This is a genomic window from Rhodoferax aquaticus (assembly GCF_006974105.1).
Lineage (GTDB): Bacteria > Pseudomonadota > Gammaproteobacteria > Burkholderiales > Burkholderiaceae_C > Allorhodoferax > Allorhodoferax aquaticus_A.
Map to the genome: position 1 here is coordinate 2,655,141 of NZ_CP036282.1, position 22,579 is coordinate 2,677,719.

Annotated in this window: 19 protein-coding genes and 1 other RNA gene; 7 read left to right on the top strand and 13 right to left on the bottom strand. The window is 55.4% G+C overall.

All coding sequences use genetic code 11. The features are described from left to right. Positions 1 to 663, top strand: coding sequence for a response regulator transcription factor (locus EXZ61_RS12165; RefSeq protein ID WP_142812021.1), 663 nt, complete (start codon positions 1 to 3; stop codon positions 661 to 663). Here the strand turns inward: EXZ61_RS12165 and EXZ61_RS12170 are convergent. Genes EXZ61_RS12170 through EXZ61_RS12180 form a run of 3 tightly spaced genes read right to left on the bottom strand, consistent with a single transcriptional unit; the run spans position 660 to position 5,489 of the window. Beyond that, complete coding sequence (locus EXZ61_RS12170) at positions 660 to 2,585, bottom strand: hybrid sensor histidine kinase/response regulator (protein ID WP_142812022.1); 1,926 nt, start codon at positions 2,583 to 2,585, stop codon at positions 660 to 662. The two genes, EXZ61_RS12165 and EXZ61_RS12170, sit on opposite strands and share 4 nt — an antisense overlap. Next, complete coding sequence (locus EXZ61_RS12175; protein ID WP_168224759.1) at positions 2,582 to 3,529, bottom strand: ABC transporter substrate-binding protein; 948 nt, start codon at positions 3,527 to 3,529, stop codon at positions 2,582 to 2,584. The genes EXZ61_RS12170 and EXZ61_RS12175 overlap by 4 nt, the downstream gene beginning before the upstream one ends. 10 nt (positions 3,530 to 3,539) lie before the next feature. After that, the gene (locus EXZ61_RS12180) at positions 3,540 to 5,489 is read right to left on the bottom strand and encodes a TonB-dependent receptor plug domain-containing protein (RefSeq protein WP_142812024.1); all 1,950 of its coding nucleotides are present in this window, start codon (positions 5,487 to 5,489) and stop codon (positions 3,540 to 3,542) included. A gap of 95 nt (positions 5,490 to 5,584) precedes the next feature. On the opposite strand from EXZ61_RS12180, the gene moaA reads away from it, so the two are divergent. Next, complete coding sequence (gene moaA / locus EXZ61_RS12185; RefSeq protein WP_142812025.1) at positions 5,585 to 6,745, top strand: GTP 3',8-cyclase MoaA; 1,161 nt, start codon at positions 5,585 to 5,587, stop codon at positions 6,743 to 6,745. After that, positions 6,738 to 7,433, top strand: coding sequence for a molybdenum cofactor guanylyltransferase MobA (mobA, locus tag EXZ61_RS12190; protein WP_142812026.1), 696 nt, complete (start codon positions 6,738 to 6,740; stop codon positions 7,431 to 7,433). Before moaA ends, mobA begins: the two co-directional genes overlap by 8 nt. A 9-nt stretch (positions 7,434 to 7,442) precedes the next feature. Here mobA and EXZ61_RS12195 read toward each other — a convergent pair whose 3' ends face one another. From EXZ61_RS12195 to EXZ61_RS12210, 4 genes are all read right to left on the bottom strand, one after another. Then, positions 7,443 to 10,508 carry an efflux RND transporter permease subunit gene (locus tag EXZ61_RS12195; protein WP_142812027.1) on the bottom strand — a complete coding sequence of 1,022 codons (3,066 nt, stop codon included), beginning with the start codon at positions 10,506 to 10,508 and terminating at the stop codon, positions 7,443 to 7,445. Positions 10,509 to 10,528: 20 nt separating this feature from the next. After that, positions 10,529 to 11,989, bottom strand: a complete 1,461-nt coding sequence (locus EXZ61_RS21985; RefSeq protein ID WP_178084856.1) for an efflux RND transporter periplasmic adaptor subunit — start codon at positions 11,987 to 11,989, stop codon at positions 10,529 to 10,531. A gap of 101 nt (positions 11,990 to 12,090) precedes the next feature. Further along, a complete protein-coding gene (gene rnhA / locus EXZ61_RS12205) occupies positions 12,091 to 12,543 on the bottom strand; it encodes a ribonuclease HI (RefSeq protein WP_142814227.1) in 453 nt (150 codons plus the stop codon). Between the two features lie 15 nt (positions 12,544 to 12,558). After that, positions 12,559 to 13,332, bottom strand: coding sequence for a class I SAM-dependent methyltransferase (locus EXZ61_RS12210; RefSeq protein WP_178084857.1), 774 nt, complete (start codon positions 13,330 to 13,332; stop codon positions 12,559 to 12,561). Here EXZ61_RS12210 and gloB point away from each other — a divergent pair. Further along, on the top strand, positions 13,331 to 14,101 hold the full coding sequence (gene gloB, locus EXZ61_RS12215; RefSeq protein WP_142812028.1) for a hydroxyacylglutathione hydrolase: 771 nt from the start codon (positions 13,331 to 13,333) through the stop codon (positions 14,099 to 14,101). The two genes, EXZ61_RS12210 and gloB, sit on opposite strands and share 2 nt — an antisense overlap. Then, on the top strand, positions 14,098 to 15,675 hold the full coding sequence (locus EXZ61_RS12220) for a transglycosylase SLT domain-containing protein (protein ID WP_142812029.1): 1,578 nt from the start codon (positions 14,098 to 14,100) through the stop codon (positions 15,673 to 15,675). Before gloB ends, EXZ61_RS12220 begins: the two co-directional genes overlap by 4 nt. A 31-nt stretch (positions 15,676 to 15,706) precedes the next feature. Here EXZ61_RS12220 and EXZ61_RS12225 read toward each other — a convergent pair whose 3' ends face one another. Genes EXZ61_RS12225 through EXZ61_RS12245 form a run of 5 tightly spaced genes read right to left on the bottom strand, consistent with a single transcriptional unit; the run spans position 15,707 to position 20,577 of the window. After that, the gene (locus tag EXZ61_RS12225; protein ID WP_142812030.1) at positions 15,707 to 16,120 is read right to left on the bottom strand and encodes an MAPEG family protein; all 414 of its coding nucleotides are present in this window, start codon (positions 16,118 to 16,120) and stop codon (positions 15,707 to 15,709) included. Between the two features lie 40 nt (positions 16,121 to 16,160). After that, the gene (recR, locus tag EXZ61_RS12230) at positions 16,161 to 16,751 is read right to left on the bottom strand and encodes a recombination mediator RecR (RefSeq protein WP_142812031.1); all 591 of its coding nucleotides are present in this window, start codon (positions 16,749 to 16,751) and stop codon (positions 16,161 to 16,163) included. A 21-nt stretch (positions 16,752 to 16,772) separates the two neighbouring features. Next, entirely contained in the window at positions 16,773 to 17,105 is a 333-nt protein-coding gene (locus EXZ61_RS12235) for a YbaB/EbfC family nucleoid-associated protein (RefSeq protein ID WP_142812032.1), read from the bottom strand. A 52-nt stretch (positions 17,106 to 17,157) separates the two neighbouring features. Further along, on the bottom strand, positions 17,158 to 19,176 hold the full coding sequence (dnaX, locus tag EXZ61_RS12240) for a DNA polymerase III subunit gamma/tau (protein WP_142812033.1): 2,019 nt from the start codon (positions 19,174 to 19,176) through the stop codon (positions 17,158 to 17,160). Positions 19,177 to 19,185: 9 nt separating this feature from the next. After that, a complete protein-coding gene (locus tag EXZ61_RS12245; protein ID WP_142812034.1) occupies positions 19,186 to 20,577 on the bottom strand; it encodes a tetratricopeptide repeat protein in 1,392 nt (463 codons plus the stop codon). A gap of 76 nt (positions 20,578 to 20,653) precedes the next feature. Here EXZ61_RS12245 and ffs point away from each other — a divergent pair. Then, an RNA gene (gene ffs / locus EXZ61_RS12250) (signal recognition particle sRNA small type) lies at positions 20,654 to 20,750 on the top strand. A gap of 121 nt (positions 20,751 to 20,871) precedes the next feature. Here ffs and EXZ61_RS12255 read toward each other — a convergent pair. After that, entirely contained in the window at positions 20,872 to 21,900 is a 1,029-nt protein-coding gene (locus EXZ61_RS12255) for a fatty acid desaturase family protein (protein ID WP_142812035.1), read from the bottom strand. Between the two features lie 9 nt (positions 21,901 to 21,909). Here EXZ61_RS12255 and EXZ61_RS12260 point away from each other — a divergent pair, with 9 nt between their 5' ends. Further along, positions 21,910 to 22,578 carry a fatty acid desaturase CarF family protein gene (locus EXZ61_RS12260; RefSeq protein ID WP_142812036.1) on the top strand — a complete coding sequence of 223 codons (669 nt, stop codon included), beginning with the start codon at positions 21,910 to 21,912 and terminating at the stop codon, positions 22,576 to 22,578. The last annotated feature ends 1 nt before the right edge of the window (position 22,579 follow it).

Sequence of the window (22,579 nt, forward strand, 5' to 3'; positions counted from 1 at the left end):
GTGAAAATTCTTGTGATTGATGACCATGCGCTGGTCCGAGAGGGGCTGAGTCAAGTCCTTAAGGGCTTAGATCCCCTAGTTCAGGTGCTACAGGCGGGTAACTGCGCTCAAGGCTTCGCCTTGGCAGATCAACACCAAGACCTTGACTTAGTTTTGCTGGACTACCACTTGCCGGACATGACAGGTTTAGTGGCACTTGATGTTTTTGGTAAACAACATCCCGAGCTGCCCGTGTTAGTGCTATCAGGGTCCGTCAATGGACAAATGATGCACCATGTCCTCAAGGCGGGCGCAGCGGGTTTTGTCACAAAATCCAGCCTGAGTGATGAACTTCTGCAGGCGGTAAAAAGTGTCTTGCGCGGCGATGTGTACCTCAAACAATCGACAACACCAAGCGGGCCAAGCGAACATTTACGGGATGTTGATGTACGCCCCCAACTGACTCGACGACAAGAGTTGGTCTTGCAGCAGCTATTGGATGGTCGGTCCAACAAAGAAATTAGCCAAAGTCTCAGTGTGTCCGAAGAAACCGTAAAGACCCATGTAGCAGCAATTTTGCGGCATTTTGACGTGCAAAACAGGACACAAGCCGTTGTGGCAGCAGCTCGTTCCGGATACGCATCTCTTTCGGGTGACTCATCCTGGGTCAGCCTTCCCCACTAATGGGCGCTCTGCGAAACCGGCAACAGATGTCGCATCAAGCTGCGTAGCTTAGCTGGCCGTACCGGTTTGTGGAGCAGGGTCAGCCCCGCATCTTTGGCTTTTTCCATCAACGCCGCATCCGTGTCGCCACTCATCAGGCAGGCTGGTATTTCGCGCCCGGCTAGTGCACGGAGACCTGCGATGAGCCTTAGACCATCGACATCATCGCCAAGTCGGTAGTCGCTGACCACTAAATCTACGCGATGACCGCGCAACAGCAATTCCGTAGCCTGCGCAGAAGAAGCCGCAGCCAGGACCTCGCAGCCCCAGGAGTCCAGTAAGTCACGCATTGCTTCCAGTGAGAGGATATCGTCTTCAACGACCAAGACTTTCACGCCAGCCAGCGAGACCAAGGCGGGAAGCCCTGCCGAAGAAGACACGACATCCGGTGCCACCACCAGAGGGACGGTGAGCGAGAAGCGTGTTCCACACCCCAAGCTAGAGCGCAATGCAATGCCAATCCCTAACAACGCCGCTGTGCGTTCCACAATATTTAGGCCCAGACCTTGTCCGTTGCTGTGCTCTCTGTCCGCGTTTCCAAGCTGCACAAACTCTTGGAATACCCGGGTGTGATCGGTCTGCGCAATTCCAATACCGCTGTCCAGCACATCGATCCGCAAGCTCCGACCTTGCTCTACCAAGCGGCCGCATAACAGGACTGTTCCACGCTCCGTGTAGCGTAGTGCATTGTGGACAAGGTTCATGACCATCCGCTGGAGCAACACGGGGTCACTGTGTACCCACACAGAGCATGGCCGAATCCGCAAATACAACCCTTTGTCTACAGCGACCTGCCCCAGTGAAGTACGCACAGACGTAAAGAGCTCGCTCACACTCAGGGGCCGCATCTGAACCTGAACCACTCCTGCATCCAAACGGGACAAATCCAACAACCCATCCAAAAAATCTTGCATGGCCTGCACCGAGGCCTCGAGTCGCCCCACCAACTGCGAGGCATCTGCGGGAAGTTCAATTTGGCGTAAGCGCGCAATGAACATTCCCAAAGCGTGGGTAGGCTGTCGCAAATCGTGGCTCGCAGCAGCAAGAAACTTGGACTTGGCTTGGGTTGCCAATTCGGCCTCTTCTTTCTTTTGCCTTAGCTCTTGGGTGGCGCTCACAATGCGCTGCTCTAGTTCATCTCGACCCCATGTCAAACGCATGGCCATTTGATTCAGGCCGTCTTGCAACTCTTGGAGCGGGTCATGTGCACGAACGTTCGCGCGCCCAGAGAAATCGCCTTGGCCAATACGCTCGATTCGCCGTGATACGTTCAATATCGGTTGAACGACCCGCTCCCCCAGTCGAGCAGCAAAGAACCCCCCCAGAAAAACTCCAATCACCCCAACCGCCAGGGACACCAGCAATACGTTACGCTCCCGTGCTGCGAGCGCACTGCGAGAAACCTCTAAGACCGCGTATCCGAGCAACTTCGGCGTCGACACCTTGGGCTCTCTTCGGTCTGCAAACATATCATCCAGTTGAATATTGACCGCATAGATAGGCTCGGCAACCACATCTCGATCAGCTTTCCTCACCACAACCCCGAACTCGGTTTGACGCAATTGGGCTGCATCTAGCGGCGTGAAGGCTCCTGCGCTGACCAGTAGCTGAGCGTCAACGTCATAGACACGAACAGACTTCACATCCGCTTCAAGCTTTACGGCGCTAGCGGCACTTTGCAAACTTGCTCGATTGCCCGAAAAGAGCCCAAACTCGCTGGCCATGGACACTTGCCGCAGAAGCAGCTTGGCTCTTTGTGCATGCGCTTCGCCCAACTCACCGACCCGGCTAAACGAGAAAGCACCCACAACAAAAGAAACGACTAACAGTACCGGCAACACCGCGGCCACCAGCATGCGTCTGCGCATTTCACGCAACTTCATGGCTTGCGCTCCAATCGTTTTAAGCGCTCGGACAGCTGAGCAGCATCCAACGTCAACCCTAGCGAGCGCGCGACATGTTCGTTAACACCTACCGTGTACTCCTGTAAGTATTGGCCATGGGATAGGTTCGCCCCTCCCAAAACACTGCGCGCCAAAGCGCCAGCTTGAAACCCTATTTGCTCGGGCGTGCTGTACAAAGACAAAAGTGCGCCAGCTTTTACATATGCTTGGGAGAACGCAAGCACAGGTATCTGGGCCCGGTACGTTGCCAACAATATATTGGGTAGGGTCGCACTATTGAAAACACTGGGGTCAGCAATGGCCAATAGCACTTGGGCATCATCCGTTATGGTCCTAAGCCCCTGCGCCAGTGAGCCATCTGGTGCGGCACGCCCGACCACAAGGTCCATGCCGCGACTCTGCGCACTAGCCGCAAGTGCCAACTGGTTGCCAGCAGACCCATTGCCCCAAATCACTCCAACTCTCTTGGCATGCGGTAGTGCCAAATGCAAGAGATCTAGTTGCCGCCCAAACGGCTGATCCAAATACAAAGCATACACAGGCGCTTGGGGCTTACGAATCGGCTCTTTGACTAGGCTTTCAAAACTACCCCGCGGAATCAGAGTAGCCAACACGGGAACTCGCACATCGCGAACCAAGGTTTTCGCCAAGGCTTCGCTTCCAAGGGTAATGATGAGCTTACCGCTATTCAGCACGCTGGGATCTATGGTCCCGGGATCACTCAAGTAAGCGACTACCACCTCACTGCGGGCAACCCCACCGTTTTCAAGCTCTGCCGTGATAGCTGCAACAGTTGCCTCGTACTGGGTACTTCGGTCACTACAGACCACCCAAACGACCGAAGCTGCATGGGCAGCCTGACTGGCAACCAAGCACCCTAACAGCATTAGCAACCCACTGCACGCCCATCGAAACCAATGCATGTGCTTAGCCCTAATGCTCATAGCGCACTGAAACGAATAGCCGTTGGTCAAAGAAAAACTTTCTATTGCCATCTCGGTAAGGTACATCTGCATTTTGCAGAGTCAGTGCGAACTCCGTGCCATGACCTTCGAGCTTCATTCGGTGGGCCAAGCGCAGATCCGTTCGCCCGACCGAGAAAAGCTCTCTGTTGCTGGCCATCAACGCAGTTTCCTCAGCGCGCTGATGCATCAGCGTGACGCTAGTACCAGTCTTAAAGGTATGCATGAACGCGAGCGATGCTGCATATTTGGGCGCACTCTGATTCGTACGAAAGGCCGTCGCGTCGTCTATAGATCGCGTCGCCTTGATGTCTGTCCATGTCTGGCTAAAGAACACACGCGTTGCATTGGCTGGCTTCCACGCCACTTGGTGCTCAAGCCCATTTATTTCAAAGTCTTCGCTATTGAGATAGTCCTGTGGGGAAGCGTTGTTGTGGGCAATGCCATCCACAATGCGTTCTTTAAACACCCGCACATCACCCGTCATCCCGAGCTCTGGCACATTGACTAGGTAGCCTAACTCGCGCGACTCCACGCGCTCTGGCCTTAGCCCGCCGTTGCTTTTAACGTAGTACTGGGTGGGATTGCCTCCATTGACATCGTAGTAGCGCGTTGCAGCATAATTTTCATACGCACTAGGAGGCCGGTATGCCGTCGACAAGCCCATACGCCACGTTTGACGCTCGGTGAGATGCCAGTTCAGCATCAAGCGTGGGGCTAAAGTGAACCCAGCGATGGAGCTACGTTCTGCCATAGCGCCAGCGTTGAGAATCCAGTCTTTGGACAAGCGCAATTCCGTGTTGCCAAACAAGCGAATGAAATCTGTACTCACCTGCCCCACGGTGTCAAAGCTAGAGGTAGACGCCAGCCGCTCCCGCCTAGCTTCTACCCCCCAAACCGTGCGAAAAAAATCGGTGTGCTGCCGCGTATCTTGAAGTGATATCGCATCGTTGTACTCGCTTGAGTTTGCACTGATGCCTGCACCAAAGTAGGGCCCGGGGGTTTGGTACGGGAAACTATCCACAACCGAATGCTCAGTGTGTGACGCACTCAACAACACATCGTGGTCTTCTCCCAAGCTGTTCCGAATGTCTGCTTGAATGTATCGAGAACCCAAGTAGCGCATGTGCGCGCTATTTCCCTCAATGTCCCCCACTACGCCACGGCCAGCGTTGATATCCAAGGCTCCCGCACGAAACAGCAATTCATTACCGCCCCCCAGCATCAGGTGAGCGGCATAGTTCACTCGGTCAATCTGATTCGCGCCATACGCACCGCGCAAGCCATAGTCTCCACGCTTATCTACCGACAAGCGCTGCGCTTCACTGCCTTGCCCCCATGACAGACGTGCGCCAGTGTCTTTGATTCCGTTCTCTCCAATATTGGCATACACCACAGGTCCGGATAACTCACGCACATCGCGAGAAACAATGTTAACGACGCCCAAAAATGCCCTAGCCCCATATGCTGCAGAGTTGGACCCACGCAGCACCTCAATGCGTTCGATGTCTTCGATCGCAAGGGTTTGCCAGCCCATGCCCGCAGAGCCTTGCAAATGCCCCGCGTAGACGGAGCGGCCATCCACCAACACCTGAATTCGATTGGCCCAGTCGTCTGTTCGCCCGTGGTACGTTGCCATAGGCGCATCAGTTTCGAAACTGGTGGTCGTCTGAAAACCAGGCACCAAACGCAGCACATCAACCACATCACGCGCGCCCGACATGCGAATGAAGTTACGGTCTAATACCGTGACTGCCCCGGGAGTTTCATCCAAGCGCTGCGCCAAGCGCGAAACGCTCAACACAATCGGCATCTCCGCCCAATATTCTTGCTCACCCAACCCGACCTCCGGGCTAGCAATTTGTGCATGCAGCATCGATATAGGCCACAAGACCATCAAAGAAATCAGCTTTTTTTGCATGAGGTAAGAATGCGAAACATTGCTTTCGCTAAGAGTTCGCAACGTCGAAAGATCCCAAAAAGCACTCGCCTAGCGAACGGTAGACAATAGTATCCATGCAGAACCGCTTCAGCCACCGTATCGTCCCCATTTTGGATCAACGCAACATCCAAATAGGGGTCCACAACGCCAGATCGCCTCTTGCCAACACAGATCCCTCGCAGGCAACCCTGCTCGACGCCTTAGAGCGCCCCATGCGCGACTTGCGCATCAGTGTCACAGACCGATGCAATTTCCGCTGCAGCTACTGCATGCCTAAAGAAGTGTTCAATTCAGACTACACGTACTTGCCACACCAAGCACTACTCACGTTTGAAGAGATAACCCGCTTGTCAAAGCAGTTTGTAAGCCTCGGTGTGCGCAAAATTCGGCTAACAGGGGGAGAGCCCTTGCTGCGCAAAAATATCGAATCCTTGATTGCGCAGTTGGCAACTTTGAGAACGCCCAATGGTGAACCTTTGGACATCACGCTTACGACCAACGGCTCCCTGCTTGCGCGTAAGGCCTTTGCACTGCGTCAAGCGGGGCTCAAGCGCATTACTGTGAGCCTAGATGGGCTGGATGACTACGTGTTTCGCCAGATGAATCAGGTGGACTACCCCGTATCGGACGTATTGCAAGGCATAGCGGCAGCGCGAGACGTTGGATTTACGTCAATCAAGGTCAATATGGTGGTGAAACGTGGAACCAATGAACATGAAATTCTGCCTATGGCTCGCCATTTTCGGGGAACAGGGGCTACCTTAAGGTTCATTGAATACATGGACGTAGGCGCCACCAATGGTTGGCGAATGGATGAGGTTTTTCCTTCGCAAAAAGTCATGGAAACGCTACGCAGCGAGTTTGAACTGGTTCAGCTAGCGGCCCATGTGCAAGGGGAAACCGCTCAGCGCTGGGGCTACGCCGATTCGCGAGGTGTTCATGATCCCGCCCTTGGCGAAATTGGCCTGATCAGCAGCGTGACACAAGCCTTCTGCAGTGACTGCTCGCGCGCACGCCTTACCACCGAAGGAAAGCTTTTTCTCTGCCTCTTTGCAAGCCAAGGCCATGACCTAAAGACACTGTTGAGATCTGGCGCCAACGACGACCAGCTCGCAAACGCAATCGCGTCGATATGGGAACATCGGTCCGACCGGTATTCAGCGCTCCGCGCCTCAGGAACAGCCGCGGATGCACCATCACCATCTCGCGCTGAAATGAGCTACATCGGTGGCTGACGTCGAAATGCGTTCCATATCGGCCAATGGCGTGTGTGCCGTGGTCTTGGCAGGTGGACAAGCCACCCGCATGGGTAATCTAGACAAGGGTCTGCAAGAGTACCAAGGAAGTCCTCTTGCGGTATGGGTCGCGCAACGGCTGGCCCTGCAAACCACAGGGTGTCCGGATTACATAGCCATTAATGCCAATCGCAACGTCGCTGAGTACGCCACATATGGCTACCCAGTCTGGGCTGACTCAGCGCCTCAATGCATGGGGCCACTCGAGGGATTCGATACAGCGTTGACCAACGCAAAAGCATTTGCCCTGACAAGTCAGCATGTGCTGACAGTGCCTTGCGACACCCCCGAGTTTCCCTCCAGTCTGCTAGAAAGACTCATGCAAGCATTGGATAGGAGCCCGGCACAAGTAGCCTTCGCGGTATCTGTACATCAGGCGGATGACGGAACTTCAGTCCGCAGACTACAACCCACGTTTTGCCTTATGCACATTTCAGTGCACTTGCGACTACACGCGTATTTGCAATCAGGTGGACGAAAAGTCACCGAGTGGCTAAGGTTGGAAAATGCCGTAGAAGCCCTTTTCGAATGCAAAGGACAGAACGCAGACAGCTTTGCCAATGCGAATACCCTAGCGGAGCTTGAAGCAATCGCCCAAAGGCAGCGTTTGCTCCGCCAAACCAACTAACTTGGTGGCTCAGGTCACTTCCGCAAAGGCGTCTTCGGTACGTGGCCCTGGCGCGTGTTTTCTGGCAAAAAGTGTGTAGATGGTGGGGACTACAAAAATAGTCAGGAAGGTGCCTACCGTCATACCCCCAACGATCACCCAGCCAATTTGCTGGCGGCTTTCTGCACCAGCACCTTTGGCAATCGCTAAGGGCACAGCCCCCAGCACCATGGCGCCAGTAGTCATCAGAATCGGGCGCAAACGCTGCGCAGCAGATTGTTTGATGGCAAGCATTGTCTCCATGCCTTGCTCTCTGAGCTGATTGGCAAACTCAACAATCAAAATCCCGTGCTTGGTAATCAGGCCAACCAGCGTAATCAAACCAATCTGGCTATACACATTCAAGGACCCCCCCGACCACTTCAAAGCCAGCAGAGCACCGGCCATCGAAAGCGGCACGCTCAGCATAATGACCAACGGATCCACAAAGCTTTCAAACTGGGCTGACAGCACCAAGAAGATGAAAAGCAAGGCCAGCATAAAAACCAAGGTCAAAGAATCTGAAGACTTCTTGAACTCACGGCTAGAGCCACTCAAATCGGTCGCATAGCCTGGCTTCAGCACTTGTTTGGCGGTTGCGTCCATAAAGCTCAGGGCCTCACCCTGTGAGTAATCGGGTGACAAGTTTGCCGTTATGGTGGCGGATCGGCGCTGCCCAAAGTGATTTAACTCTCGTGGCACGACGACCTCTCGCACCTTGACCAAGGCGGACAGGGGCACCATGGTGTCTGCGCGCCCTCTCACAAAAATCTTGTCAATATCATCCGGCGTATCACGTCCGCTGGCTGTGGTTTGCACCACCACATCGTATTGCACACCTTCGCGCTTGTATCGGGTCACGTTTCGCCCCCCCAGCATGGTCTCTACAGACCGTGCAATCACATCAATGCCCACGCCCATGTCGGCAGCCCGCTCACGATCAACTTCCAAGCGAAACTCAGGCTTATTGAGTCGCAAGTCAGTGTCCACTTGAACAAAACCAGGGTTCTTAGCTAACTCCTCTTGAAATGCACGCACGGTTTGAGACAGGTTCTGGTAACTGTCGGAAGTCATGATCACGAAGCTAATGGGCCTCTGCGAAAAGCCTTGCCCCAAAGAAGGCGGCGTGATCGGGAATGCGGTAACGCCCGAAAGGCCTGATATCTTGCCGGTCATGTCTTTGGCAAGTTCCTGGGTGGTGCGGGTACGCTCTTCCCAAGGGACGGCCCTAAAAAACACATTGCCCTGAGCTACAGTGGGATTGCCCATTGTGGCAAACACTCGATCAAACTCTGGGTAGTTTTCCCCAATTCGCTCTATGGCTTTGGAATACCGGTTGGTGTACTCCAGTGTTGCACCATCTGGTGCGTTAACTTGAGCCAACACGACACCTCTGTCCTCGATAGGAGCTAACTCGCGCTTAATCTCTGACAAAACGCTCCAAGATATCCAAGCACAGCCGCCCATTACCACAAGCACAATCCAGCGCTGCCGCAACACCAAATCCAGGACCGATGAATAGCCACGGGTAATGGCGTTGAGTACGCCCTCAACACTGCGGTCAAACCAAGACGGGTTGGCTTGATGCTTTAGCAAGAGGGAAGACATCATGGGTGACAAAGTCAACGCGATGAGTCCTGACACGGCCACAGCGCCAGCCAAGGCCAGCGCAAACTCTGTAAACAGCCGCCCTGTCCGCCCAGGTGCAAACGCCAATGGTGCATAAACAGCCACCAAAGTCAGGGTCATCGCCACAATGGCAAAGCCCACCTCCCGCGCACCTCGAATGGCCGCCTGAAAAGGCGGTACGCCATTTTCAATATGTCGATAGATGTTCTCCAGCATCACGATCGCGTCATCGACCACCAGTCCGATCGCTAACACCAAGGCCAACAGCGTAAGGGTGTTAATGGAGAAGCCCGCTAGCGCCATCAGCGCAAAAGTACCAATTAAAGCGACGGGAATCGTCACCAAGGGTATCAATGCTGCCCGCAACGAGTGAAGAAACAAAAAGATCACCAAGGCCACCAACACCGCAGCTTCGATGATGGTGCGATAGACACCGCTGATCGAGCGGTCAATAAAGACTGAACTGTCGTTGGCCACCTCAATCGTCACACCAGCAGGTAGGTCTTTTTGGAGTTTTACCATCAAGTCGCGCACACCAGCCGACAAGTCCAACGGGTTGGCCGTAGCTTGGCGCACAACCCCAACGCCCACCGCATCACGCCCATTGAGACGGACGCTAGAGCGTTCGTCTGCGGCGGCCTGTTGCACCCGGGCTACGTCGCCCAAACGCACGGGATATCCGTTCACTGTGCGAATCACGATCTGCGAGAACTCTTGGGGCTTTTGCAAATCAGTGGCAGCCGTGACATTGAACTCACGCAAAGTGCTCTCAATGCGCCCCGCCGGCACTTCCAAATTCGACTTCCTCAATGCATCTTCCACATCTTGAATCGCCAGTTTGTAGGCTGCGAGTTTGTCCGAATCCAGCAAAATTCGCATGGAAAACTGGCGCTCTCCTTGCACCACCACATCGGCAGCACCTGGCGCTGTCTGTAGCACAGGCTTAACCAAAGTATTGGCAATCTCAGACAGCTGCAGAGCCGTATGGGTGTCCGAAGTCATTGATAGAAAAATGACCGGAAACGCATCGGCCTCCACCTTGGCTATGACCGGCTCATCAATACCTTGTGGCAAGCGTTGCCTCACCCTTGAGACTTTGTCACGCACGTCGGCGGCTGCAGAGTCTGCATCGCGGCTCAAGGAAAAGCGTATCGTTACTTGGCTGCGCTCTTGTCGACTACTCGAGGTAATGACATCGACACCTTCAATACCCGCCAAGGAGTCTTCCAAAATTTTGGTGACTTGGGCCTCCATGACGCTACTAGAAGCTCCTCCGAACCTAGTGGTCACATTAACCACTGGCTCGTCAATTTTTGGGTACTCACGAACGGAAAGTCGGTTAAACGAAACCGCACCCACCAACATGATTAATAGAGAAAGGACGGTTGCAAAAACCGGCCGACGAATAGAGGTTTCCGCCAATTGCATAGTGACTAGCTCGCGAAGAGTTAACGGCTAGCTGGCGCAGGCGCCGCCAATGCAGGTGCGGCCACCCCGGGTGCAGCTGCAGGTGCCACGACAGCACCCGAAGGGTTGGCTGCACCGGCAGCCTCTGGAGGCTTGGAACCGGGAGCACCTCGCCCCAATTCAACAATGCGTAACGGGGTACCGTCCTTTTGAAGCCTTTGCTGCCCTGCCACAACAATCGTTTGTCCAGTGGCGAGTCCGTCTTGCACTTCCACTTTGCCTTGGCGACGTACACCAAGCTTGACTTCTTGGCGCAAAGAAACCCACTGTGTGTCGGGCGGGAGATTTGTTGCTGCGGGCACCTCGGAAGGTGGTACTACACGCACTACAAACTGCTTACCACCCTGGGGGACAATGGCTTCTTCGGGTACAAGTAAAGCTGCCTCATTCACACCAAAAATCGCTGTTACTTTGGCAAACATACCGGGACGTAGGGGCCCGAGTGGCGGACCTTCACCGGGCTTACCAGCCTTTTTCTGGGCACCCTTAGCAACGCCAGTTGAGCCACCCTCGTTGGCTTTAGAGCGGACGACTGGCTCCAACTTGGCTCCGGGTGTTGGGGCTTTCGCGTCTTTTTTGCCATCTTTGCCGGAATCTTTGGTAGCTACGGCTTCGCCCATGGTGTTGGGCAACATTGCGCGCACACTCACGGAACGGCCGTTGGTATCTAGCAGCGGGTCAATGGCTTCAATATGTGCCTTAAAGACGCGCCCTGGGTAAGCTTCCAAGCCCAGCTCCACCGTTTGCTGCAGTTTGAGTTTCCGCTGGTAACGCTCTGGAAGCCTAAAGTCAACCAGCATGCTGCTCAGGTCTTCAAGGTTAATCAGGTCAGCACCGTCTTTTACATAGTCACCCACATTGACGGACCTGAGGCCCACCGTGCCATCAAAGGGTGCCAAGACCGCCATACGGGCCAAGCGGGCTTCTGACAGAGACACTTGTGCTTGTGCTACCTGCAAGTTGGCTGCGCTTTCTTCCAGCACCCTCTGGGCAATAAAGTTTTGTGCCACGAGCTCTTGGTTGCGTTTGTAGTTCGCTTGGGCAATGGACACTTGGGCTTGTGCCTGCCGCAGATCAGCCCGCTGTAACGTGTCATCTAACTGCACCAAGAGCTGCCCCTTGCGGACCCTAGCTCCATCGGTAAACCCAAGCTCCTTGACGCGGCCTGCGACTTCAGGCCGCATCATGACACTTTGGCGCGACCGCAAACTACCGACAGACTGGGCATCGTCCTGCAGAGATGCTTGCTCAACTTTGGTGATTTCTACGCCCGCGGCACGCGGAGTTGCAGGTTTGCCGGCTGCCGGGGATGCGGTTGCCGCAGATGGATTCGCCAACACTTCTTGTGGACCCTGTGGCTTGCTTTGGTACCACCATGCGCCCGCAGACGCCAAAACCAATCCGACCACTGCCACCGCGGGATACAAAACTTTAGAAACCATGCAAGTCAAACCCAATGATAAGGAACACAGAACGTTCGAATGTAACCGCTGAAAAAGTCGCACGCATGACGAACTGCCTGCTTTACCACGTAAAGTTGCCCCTACTTGGTCCGCTGAACCTGTTCTACCCCCGAGTTCGCCAGCGCATCAGCCCTTTCGTTGCCGGGATCCCCTGCGTGCCCCTTTACCCAGCGCCAGTCGATCACATGACCGGCTTGGGTCACCAATAGGTCCAACCGCTTCCACAAATCCACGTTTTTGACGTCTTGTTTGCTGGCAGTCTTCCATCCCTTGGCTTTCCACCCGGCCAACCACTCGGTGATACCTTTCAGGACATACTGACTGTCTAAATGCAGAACCACTGTGCATGGTCGTTTCAAAGCAGTAAGCGCTTGAATAACGGCCATCATTTCCATGCGGTTATTGGTCGTTTCCTTTTCTCCACCGAAAATTTCTTTTTTACTTCCATCGGATGACTGCATGAGCACACCCCACCCACCAGGTCCTGGGTTGCCTTTGCACGCACCATCGGTATAGATGGTCACCTGATTCAACACTTCAGCCACGCACTACTCCTCAAAACGACTACGGCTCGGGCTACGCCCTACAACAGATACAGATTGCCCAGCTCGCGCAGGCGTTTTCTTCCAGGCTGGCCCGAGCAATCGCATACCGCGAACCCGTTTGATGGCAACCAAAAAGTAAGCGGCTCCAAAAATAGGCCACCATTTGGGCCCCAGTCTGTCCATCCAGGCAAACCGCTCTAGCCAAACCGTGCCAGCGACGGAAGGCCTATAGAGACCAAAATGACCATGCTCTACCTCAAACCCCAATAGGCGCAACCAGTCGCGCATCCGCCAGTACCCGATAAACTCACCCTCTGCGGGCAAGAACAACTGCCCATAGCCCAAGCGCTGGTAAATATGGCTTCGCTTTTGTCGCAATCCCCAAAGGCTGGCTGGGTTTAAACCGCAGATCACAACGCGCCCCTCAGGCACCAACACACGTTCGACTTCTCTCAGGGTGGCGTGAGGATCTAGGGAGTATTCCAAAGTGTGGGGCAAGACGATCAAGTCCACACTATTGGCCGGAAATGGCAAGGCCCTATAGTCCGTAACTAGCGTTCGATTCAAAGCAGGAGCGCCGGAATGGTCCACCCCAAGCCAGCGGTGGGGCATGCGGTTTGCACGCAAACCGTCAACAAGAGGCGCACCAAGTTGCAAGGCGTGGTAACCAAAGATATCCACAACTGCACGATCAATGCAATCTTGCTCCCACTCCAACAGGTAGCGACCTGGCGGGGTTTGAAACCAATCTTGCAAACTTATAATTTGATCGCTCATGAAGTTAATACCACTGCCCGCATTTGACGACAATTACATCTGGATGTTGCACGATGGCCAAGGTGCGCTCGTCGTGGACCCTGGGGACGCGCAGCCCGTTCTTGAGGCCTTGGCGCACCATGCGCTGCAACTTGCGGGCATTTTAGTCACCCACCATCACGCAGACCATACGGGTGGGGTGAATACCCTTCGAGACGCAACGGGCGCTCAGGTATTCGGTCCAGCCCATGAACGCATGCCCGAGCCCTTACGACGGCTCAGCGCCGACGACCGGGTCGAATTGCTCGGCTGCGCCTTCAAGGTGCTAGACGTACCCGGGCACACCGCTGGGCATATCGCCTACTACAGTGAAGACGTCAACGGTCATCCTCTTGTTTTTTGCGGGGACACCTTGTTTAGCGGGGGCTGCGGGCGACTTTTCGAGGGTACCGCCCAGCAACTCAATGCTTCATTGACGCAACTCGCGGCACTACCTGACGACACCGTTGTCTGTTGTACCCACGAGTACACATTGAGCAACCTGAAGTTCGCGCTTGAGGTTGAACCCCAGAACATTAGCCTCCAGCAGTACCAACATCACTGCAAAGAACTCCGTGCCCAAGGATTGCCTACCTTACCCTCCACGATAGCCCTTGAGAAGTGCATCAATCCTTTTTTGCGCTGTGACCGCGCAGTGATTCAAGCATCCGCCCATCGGTTTGATGCGGCGGCTGTGCAGCGTGATGGCGTCTTTGCCACGCTGCGACAATGGAAAAACCAATACCAATGAACTTTTTGAATACCACTGTCCTGTGTATCGGCTTGCTTTTGGCTGGCTGTGCCAGCTCAGGCGTCAATGATTCACGGGGGCTATCCGGTAGTACAAGCACCGTAACTAGGCTTGGCACTGGCGCGGATGCGCTGGTGCTATCTCCTACGCGAGAACTCAAAACTCCGCCCATTACCCAAGCGAGCGGACCCGCGCTAGGGCCCAACGACACGGTGCCGCTTGCCCCCATGAGCCTGCAAAGCCCAAGCACACGCACGGTGGCATCGCTATCAGCACCAGCGGACTTATGGGAACGGATTCGCCGCGGCTATGCCATGCCCGACTTGGACAACGACTTGGTACGTGACCGCGAGCAGTGGTATGCCAACAAGCCCGATTACATCTACCGCATGACCGACCGGTCGAAAAAATACCTTTTCCACATTGTTGAAGAACTAGAAATGCGCAACATGCCGACCGAACTGGCGTTGTTGCCATTCGTCGAAAGCGCATTCAACCCCCAAGCAGTTTCCAGCGCAAAAGCAGCGGGCATGTGGCAGTTTATGCCCGCAACTGGAAAATCATTTGAGCTCAAACAGAACTCCTTTCGTGACGACAGGCGTGATGTCCTAGCGTCCACGCGCGCTGCTTTGGACTATCTGCAAAAGCTTTATGGTTTGTTTGGCGACTGGCACCTTGCACTGGCGGCCTACAACTGGGGCCAAGGAAGTGTCGGAAAGGCGATTGCAAAGAACCAGAAGGCCGGACTCAACACCGGCTACACGGACTTAAACATGCCCATGGAGACCCGCTTTTACGTACCTAAGCTGCAAGCGATCAAAAACATCGTCACTGCGCCAGACTCGTTCAACTCCAAGTTGCCGCACATCAGCAACAACCCCTATTTCCAGTCCGTCACCATTCGCAACGACATTGATGTGACCTTGGCTGCCAAGCTGGCTGAAGTCCCACTAGATGACTTCAAGGCTTTAAACCCCTCGGTCAACAAGCCCGTCATCATGGCGGCAGGTACGCCTCAAATCCTGCTGCCTTGGGACAACGCGGCCATTTTTCAAAGCAATCTTGAGGGTTTTAGTGGTGGTCGTTTAGCCAGTTGGACCGTCTGGCTCGCACCTACAACCATGCGCACTGCTGACGTGGCAAAGAAGGTGGGCATGTCGGAAGCGGACTTGCGTAACGTGAACAACATTCCCCCCAAAATGGTGATTCGCGCGGGGTCTTCTTTGCTAGTTCCACGCTCTGCGCGTATGGACAAAGACGTGACCGAACATTTGGCCGACAACGGCCAGTTGTCCGTTGCCCCTGAGGTGGTGCTTAAGCGAACCCTAGTCAGAGCAGGTAAAAACGAGAGCGTTGCAACGATCGCTCGCAAGTTCAACGTCAGTACGGCCAACGTGGCCCAATGGAACAAAGTGGGCAGCAACGCGAACTTTAAACAGGGCCAGCAAGTGGTTCTATTTGTGCCCGCTAACAGTGGGAAAAAAGGCAAAGCAACCGCAACAGGCAGAGCCGCTACCCCCACCCAAGTCAGCGCCGCAAAACCCCAGCCGAAGCGCACCCAAAGCAAATCATGAACCGATGACCGCTAGGCGGTCATCGGCACGCTTAGCGGTAGCCCAAGAAAAAAATACCAATGTTGATGGCAAAGGCAAGCATCCACACAATGCTGCGTATATTGGCCATACCCGCTACGTACATCATGATGTACAGCATGCGCAAAAATACGTACAAGAACGCCAAGATATCGAGGCGTCCTTGGTGGGCCCCCAACTGATGCGCAATGATGACCGCGCCCATAAAGAAAGGCAAAGCCTCAAAGCTATTGGCCTGAGCTGCATTGGCACGGGCACGCCAATCAGTTTGGCGAGCTAACCAGGCACGTGGGTCGCCATTGTCGTAGCCACCTTCACGGCGCGGTTTACCAAACATGCCCGACTTGGCCAAGCCGGCACAAGCTATCGGCAAAAGCACGGCAATGAGCACACACCAATAGGCAATGGTGAAATGGGCGGTTTGCATAAAAGACTCTTCTTTCAAATGAAAGGCGAAAGGCCGCAAGTCAACGGCGATCCACCAAAGCGTGGGCGATCGTGCCCAGATCCACATACTCCAGCTCGCTGCCAACAGGCACACCACGTGCTAAGCGCGTAGGTGTTAGCCCCCTGGCCTTCAAGCCTTCGGCGATGACGTGGGCCGTGGCTTCACCTTCAGCGGTAAAGTTTGTGGCCAAGATAACCTCACGCACAAGGCCATCGCTGGCTCGATCAAATAATTTTTTAAGACCAATGTCTTTGGGCCCCACTCCATCCAGCGGACTTAGTTTGCCCATCAACACAAAGTACAAGCCTTTGTAGGCATTGGTGCGCTCCAGCGCAGACTGGTCCGCTGGCGTTTCCACCACGCACAATTGCGAATGGTCGCGCCTAGGGTCTAGGCAGGTGGAACAGATGACATCTTCAGTAAAGGTGTGACAGCGCTCGCAATGGTGCACATGGCCTGCCGCATCCTGCAAAGCACGAGACAAAAGCTGGGCCCCAGGGCGGTCATGCTGCAAAAGATGAAAGGCCATGCGCTGCGCTGACTTGACCCCCACCCCAGGTAAGCGGCGCAGGGCTTGGATCAGCGCATCCAGCGCATTCGTTTCAGCCATCAATACAACAGTTGCGCGGGCTTAGAACGGAAACTTCATACCACCGGGCAGCCCTGGCATGCCGGCGGTGATTTTGCCCATCTTCTCAGCAGACGTTTCTTCTGCTTTGCGCACTGCTGCGTTGAACGCAGCCGCTACCAAATCTTCCAGCATGTCTTTGTCGTCGGCCAAGAGGCTGGGGTCAATGGTGATGCGTTTGACATCGTGCTTGCAGGTCATCACGACTTTCACAAGGCCCGCACCAGATTCGCCGGTTACTTCAATATTGCCCAATTCGTCTTGGGCCTTTTTCATGTTCTCTTGCATTGCCTGCGCTTGTTTCATCAGGCCAGAGAGTTGTCCTTTGTTGAACATCAAATTTCCTTCGGGGTTTCAAAAACGATCAGCATCCAGATACGTGCCCAGGCTATGCCATGGGCTTGATCGAACCGGGCACGATTTTCGCGCCAAAGTCACGCATCATGGATTGCACAAATGGGTCATCAAAAATAATTTTCTCAGCGGCCAGTTGACGTTCAGCCGCTGCCGCTGCATTGCGCTTGCCAGGGCTATCCGTCACCCGCCCTACTTCCACTACCAGCTTCACCACATGGCCCGCCGCATGCAAGGCGTTGGTCAGCCGTTCACGGCTCCCAGGTTGGTTCAGCGACTCGCGCTCCACGCGCAACACCCATTGGTCCACGTCACGCGCCAACAGCTGAGAATGCAAGGCTAGCTCTCGGGTAAAGGCCGCAATGGACTCTTCTTTGATCAGCTGCTGCACCGTTGCATGCCAAAAATCTCCCTCTTGCGTGGGCTGAACCACAGAACTTGTCTGGGTCGAAGCTGCATCGGCGCGCCCCTCCGATTGCTCACGCACCGGAAATGCTACAACTTTGGTAGCGGACTGCACAATTCCCATGGGCGCAGAAGCCGCATTTGATTCTGAACCGCTGCCTCGCACTTGCAGCAAATGCCCCGGCGGCAATTCCATGCCCTGCTGCGGATGACTTGGCGGCTCAGAATCTAAAACGATTGGCGCGGACCGTGCTGGCTCCGCGCGGCCTGATGAGGCAACGGGGGGGGCGTCCTCCCAAGGCTGCACCACCCGGCTACTGGCCGAATTGACCCCAAATGCGGGAGGCGCAGAGCCTGCTGCCGGAACCGCAGCGGCCCCCACACCCAACTGCGCCAGCGGTGTTTGAGGTGCTGGAGCCTGTGTCTGATGTGGTGCAGCTACGTGCTGGCTGGGCCCACTAGCAACTGCTAGAGTTTTTTTTTCCACCACGCCGACTTGAGGCTTCATCGGGGAAGTGCCTGCTTCCGCAGGCTTGAAGGCTAGCAATCGCAACAGCACCATGGTGAGCGCTGCATACTCGTCTGGCGCAAGACCTAAATCTGCACGCCCATGCAAGCAAATGCTGTAGAGCAGCTGGGTCTCATCCCTAGGCAACAGGGCAGCTAGGCGCTGCGTCTGAGCCGCCTCTGGGTCACTGTCATCCTCGCCCGCGTCTGCTACGGGGGTACCTGCACGGGCCAGTGTCTGGACTACGGCCATGCGCTGCAAAACCGTCGCCATTTCTTCCAAGGTAGATCCCGCGCTCAGCCCATTCAGGCGCAACTCTTCGGATGTTTCTACCACTGTGCGGCCATCCCCCACCGCAAGCGCCTCTATCAGGCGAAACACATAGGACCGGTCTACGCTACCCAGCATTTGGCGTACCGACGCCTCAAGCAAATGGCCGTTCCCAAAGGCTATAGCTTGGTCTGTCAGCGACAGGGCGTCGCGCATAGAACCGCGGGCAGCACGCGCCAGCAAGCGCAAAGCTTGCACCTCCGACGGCACATTCTCCACACCCAGCACGCGGGTCAGGTGTTCACGAATGGTCTCTGGTGCCATGGGCCGCAAATTGAACTGCAGACAACGGGACAAGACCGTCACTGGCACTTTTTGTGGATCAGTCGTCGCCAAAACGAACTTCAGGTACTCAGGGGGCTCTTCCAGTGTTTTCAACATGGCGTTAAACGCCGTGTTGGTGAGCATGTGCACCTCGTCAATCATGAACACTTTGAATCGGCCTTGCACAGGCTTGTAAACCGCTTGCTCTAGCAGGGCCTGTACCTCGTCGACACCCCGGTTGGAAGCCGCGTCCAGCTCGGTGTAATCCACAAACCGTCCACTATCAATATCAGAGCAGGCTTGGCACACGCCACAAGGGGTTGCAGTAATTCCGCCGTTTCCATCAACGCCTTGGCAGTTCAAGGACTTAGCCAAAATACGTGAAACGGTGGTTTTACCGACTCCACGGGTCCCAGTGAACAAGTAGGCGTGGTGCAAGCGCTGGGTTGTCAGGGCATTGGTCAGTGCCTGAACTACATGGTCCTGCCCCACCATCTCGGTGAAATTGCGAGGGCGGTACTTGCGAGCGAGCACGAGATAAGACATGCGGCGATTCTACGGTGTGCCGCCCATACGTTCGTGCAGCGCAGCAGTTAGTTCCGCAACTACAGGTGCCCAGTCCTCGTCAGGGCCTTGCCTAAACAGCCGCATCACGCCGGGATACCACGGAGAGTCGCTGCGATCTTGGAGCCAACGCCAATCTGTTTTGTAGTGCGGCAGCAGCACCCAACATGGAATATTGAGGGCACCAGTGAGATGGGCCACCGCCGTGTCAACTGTGATCACCAAGTCCAGGTTAGCTACAAGGGCAGCAGTGTCCGCAAAATCATGCAGACGCTCGCCTATCGCAGTCATGTGCCCGACATCGCCCAGTTCAGGTGCTTCCAAGGTGTGCGCACCCTCCACTCCCTTTTGCAAACTGATGAATGCCACACCAGGTACTTGAAACAAGGGCCCCAGCACAGACAGGTGCTTTAGCGACCGGTCTGCGTCATTTTCAAAGCGCGGGTTTCCCTTCCATACCAAGCCCACTTTGAAGCCTTTTGACGGTAGCAAGCTTTGCCACAAAGTCCGACGCTTCGGCGTTGCATGTAGATAAGGCAGCGTGCCGGGGATCGTGTGCAAGCGGGTTTGCAAGTGAAACGGCAAGCTAAGCAAGGGGCACCAGCAGTCCCAGTGGAGTTCAGGCAAAGGCGCGTTCAAATTCAGCACATGGTCCAAGCCCTCTAAGCCCTGCATGATGCGCACCAAAGGGGGCTGGCATAACAGGCTCACGCGGCTCGCCCCTAGGTGTTTGAGCACTGGTACATAGCGGCAAAACTGCATCACGTCGCCATACCCTGCCTCGCACACGAGCAAGACAGATTGCCCTGCCAATGGGGAGCCATCCCAACGCGGAGCATGCAGCTTGGCTGCCATAGCCGCATACCAGTCGCGCGCCTCGAAGCAAGCCCAACCTTCTTCCAAGTCTCCTCGGCGCAGCAATACGTAAGCCAAGTTGAAGCGTGCTTTGGCGTGCCCGGGGTCTAGTTCCAATGCTCTGCGACAGCACTGCTCGGCCTGCGCGTTCCTGTGCATACCGGCATACACACCACCTAGGTTGGACCACGCGGCCACGCAGTCGGGTTCCAAAGATATTGCCCACTCAAAGTGCGCAATCGCCTCCTGCAAGCGCTTTTGCTCAGCCAGCAAGGTGCCTACATTGATATGCAGTTGCACGGCGTGGGGCGCGAGTTCCAAAGCGCGCAAGTAGCACTGCTCAGCCTGCACGGTTTCACCCAATTCAGCGCAGGCGTAGGCCAGATTGGCGTGCACTTCAGCCCAGTCCGGATCTTGGTCTAAGGCCTGCAAAAGCAAATGTTTGGCTTCCCCAAACTGCCCGTGCTCCATCAAGCCATTGGCCTGAAAAAACAAATCCTCAGTTGACGGGCTGTTCAGTAGAGACATAGAACTGGATTACACGCTTGGCGGAACTTGCGAATCACCCAAAGAATAGGGCAACAAAACCCTTACAATGCTAGGTGACGGGCCTTCCCGCATGGTAAAGCGGCCAACCGAGTCAGGTGGGGAACCAAGCAGCTCTAACTGTGGAGCCAGTGCCGGGGTCAAGGCTCGTCAACTTCTTCTTTTTCAAGTGCATACAGCCACTTGTTTCCCTCAGAAAATCAAGAAACGCTATATTTTCAGTAGCGCACTACGCAGGAAATACGAGGGCCACGGCCGGTCAACCTGCGTTTGAAATCACAAAGCTTTAGCAACCCCACGAAAGTGCAAAGCCACGCTGCGCACTGCAGCGACAAAACCACTGCCGTTATAGACGATGCCGTCTTGCGCAAAGGCGGTACGCACAATGTTTTGTACGCGGTATAGGCGAAACGAAGGCACCGAGGGAAACAGATGGTGCTCAATCTGGTAATTCAAGCCGCCGAAAAACCAGTCCCACTGCTTGGGGTTAGTGATGGTGCGGGAGGTAGCCGCTTGGTGCTCCAAAAAAGAGAGCCCCTGCGTGCCGCGAACCAAAGGCATTCCGATGTGGTTGAGCCAAAAAATGGCCGCCAAGTAGGGGCCCAGCACGAACAGTGGCAAGGTGTAGACCAGCACAGCGATCTTCAAGTCGACCTGCAAAACCAGCACCGGCAATGCAAACCACAAGCCAAAGTGCACGCACAGACCCACTAAATCCGCCCAATACCTGAGGGGCTGGCGCAGCGCCCCCCATTGGGCCAGGTGGCGCTGGCTATGGGCAAACAACAAGGACAGCCCCCAGACAAGCCACCCTTGCTGCCGCGTAAACCAACGCCCGATCCGACCTTTGGTGCGCGCGGCATTTTCGGTCAGCGAGACGACCACGCTCACCTCCATATCAGGGTCCTGTTCCTCGTCTTGGCAGTGGCGGTGGTGCGCCGTGTGGCGGCTGTACCACTCGCCAAAGGCCATCCCCGTTACTACGGTCATGCAGAGTTGCCCCAAGAGGCTATTCAATGCTGACTTGCGATGAAGCCCCCCATGGCCCGCGTCATGCCCCAAGAAGGCGAACTGCGCGAGCAACAGTGCGGTGGCTAACGCTCCCAACCCCAAGCCCAGCACAGTGGCATGGGTCCAGGTGACCCACAGCACTCCCGCTAGCAAGGCGCTCAACACCACAAAGCGCAGCCAAGCGACCGCGCCAACGTGCTGGACTACACCTTGCGCCACAATGCGGCTTTGCATGGACTTCCACACAGCGCGTGCTCGCTCGGGGTCTAGTGTCGGCTTGTAATAACTCTGCATGGATGAGAAATGGGTGTGCTTCAGCGCTACGCGGTCAGGGCATTGGAAGGCATGGGTTTGCTACTGTTTAGCGCCATGGTACTGGATGCCCTCGTCCAGCTGCACCGCGCACTGCCGCTGTGGGCGTGGAGCTTCGCCCTTTTGGCAATTCCGGTGGCTTACTTTTGTGCGGACTTGCTTACAGGCGTCATTCATTGGGTGTGCGACTCCTTCGGCTCTGAGCGCACGCCCCTCTGGGGGCCGCTGCTGGTGGGCCCGTTTCGCCGCCATCACCGCGACCCCTTGGAGATCACCCGCATTTCACTGCTGGAGAACCTAGGCGCTTCGGCAATTGCCGGTGCCTTGGTCCTCGCCGCTTGGCAGCCACAACCACTGGAGGGCGCGTTGGCCCAGTTTGCCACCTTGTGTGGGGTGTGGACGCTGGTATTCGCTGTGGTCTCTAACCTGTTTCACCGCTGGGCGCACATGCCTAGCAAGAGAAAGCCAGGATGGATGCTGGTGCTGCAAACCAAGAAGCTACTGCTCGACACGCCAACGCACTTGCGCCACCACCGCAAACCTTACCGCGTGAACTACTGCATTTTGAACGGCTGGGCCAACCCCGTGAGCAACCGAGTTCCTTGGCCGCGCCTAGAAGCCGCCTTAGCCCGACTCGGAATCCCTACCAACTTCGACTAGG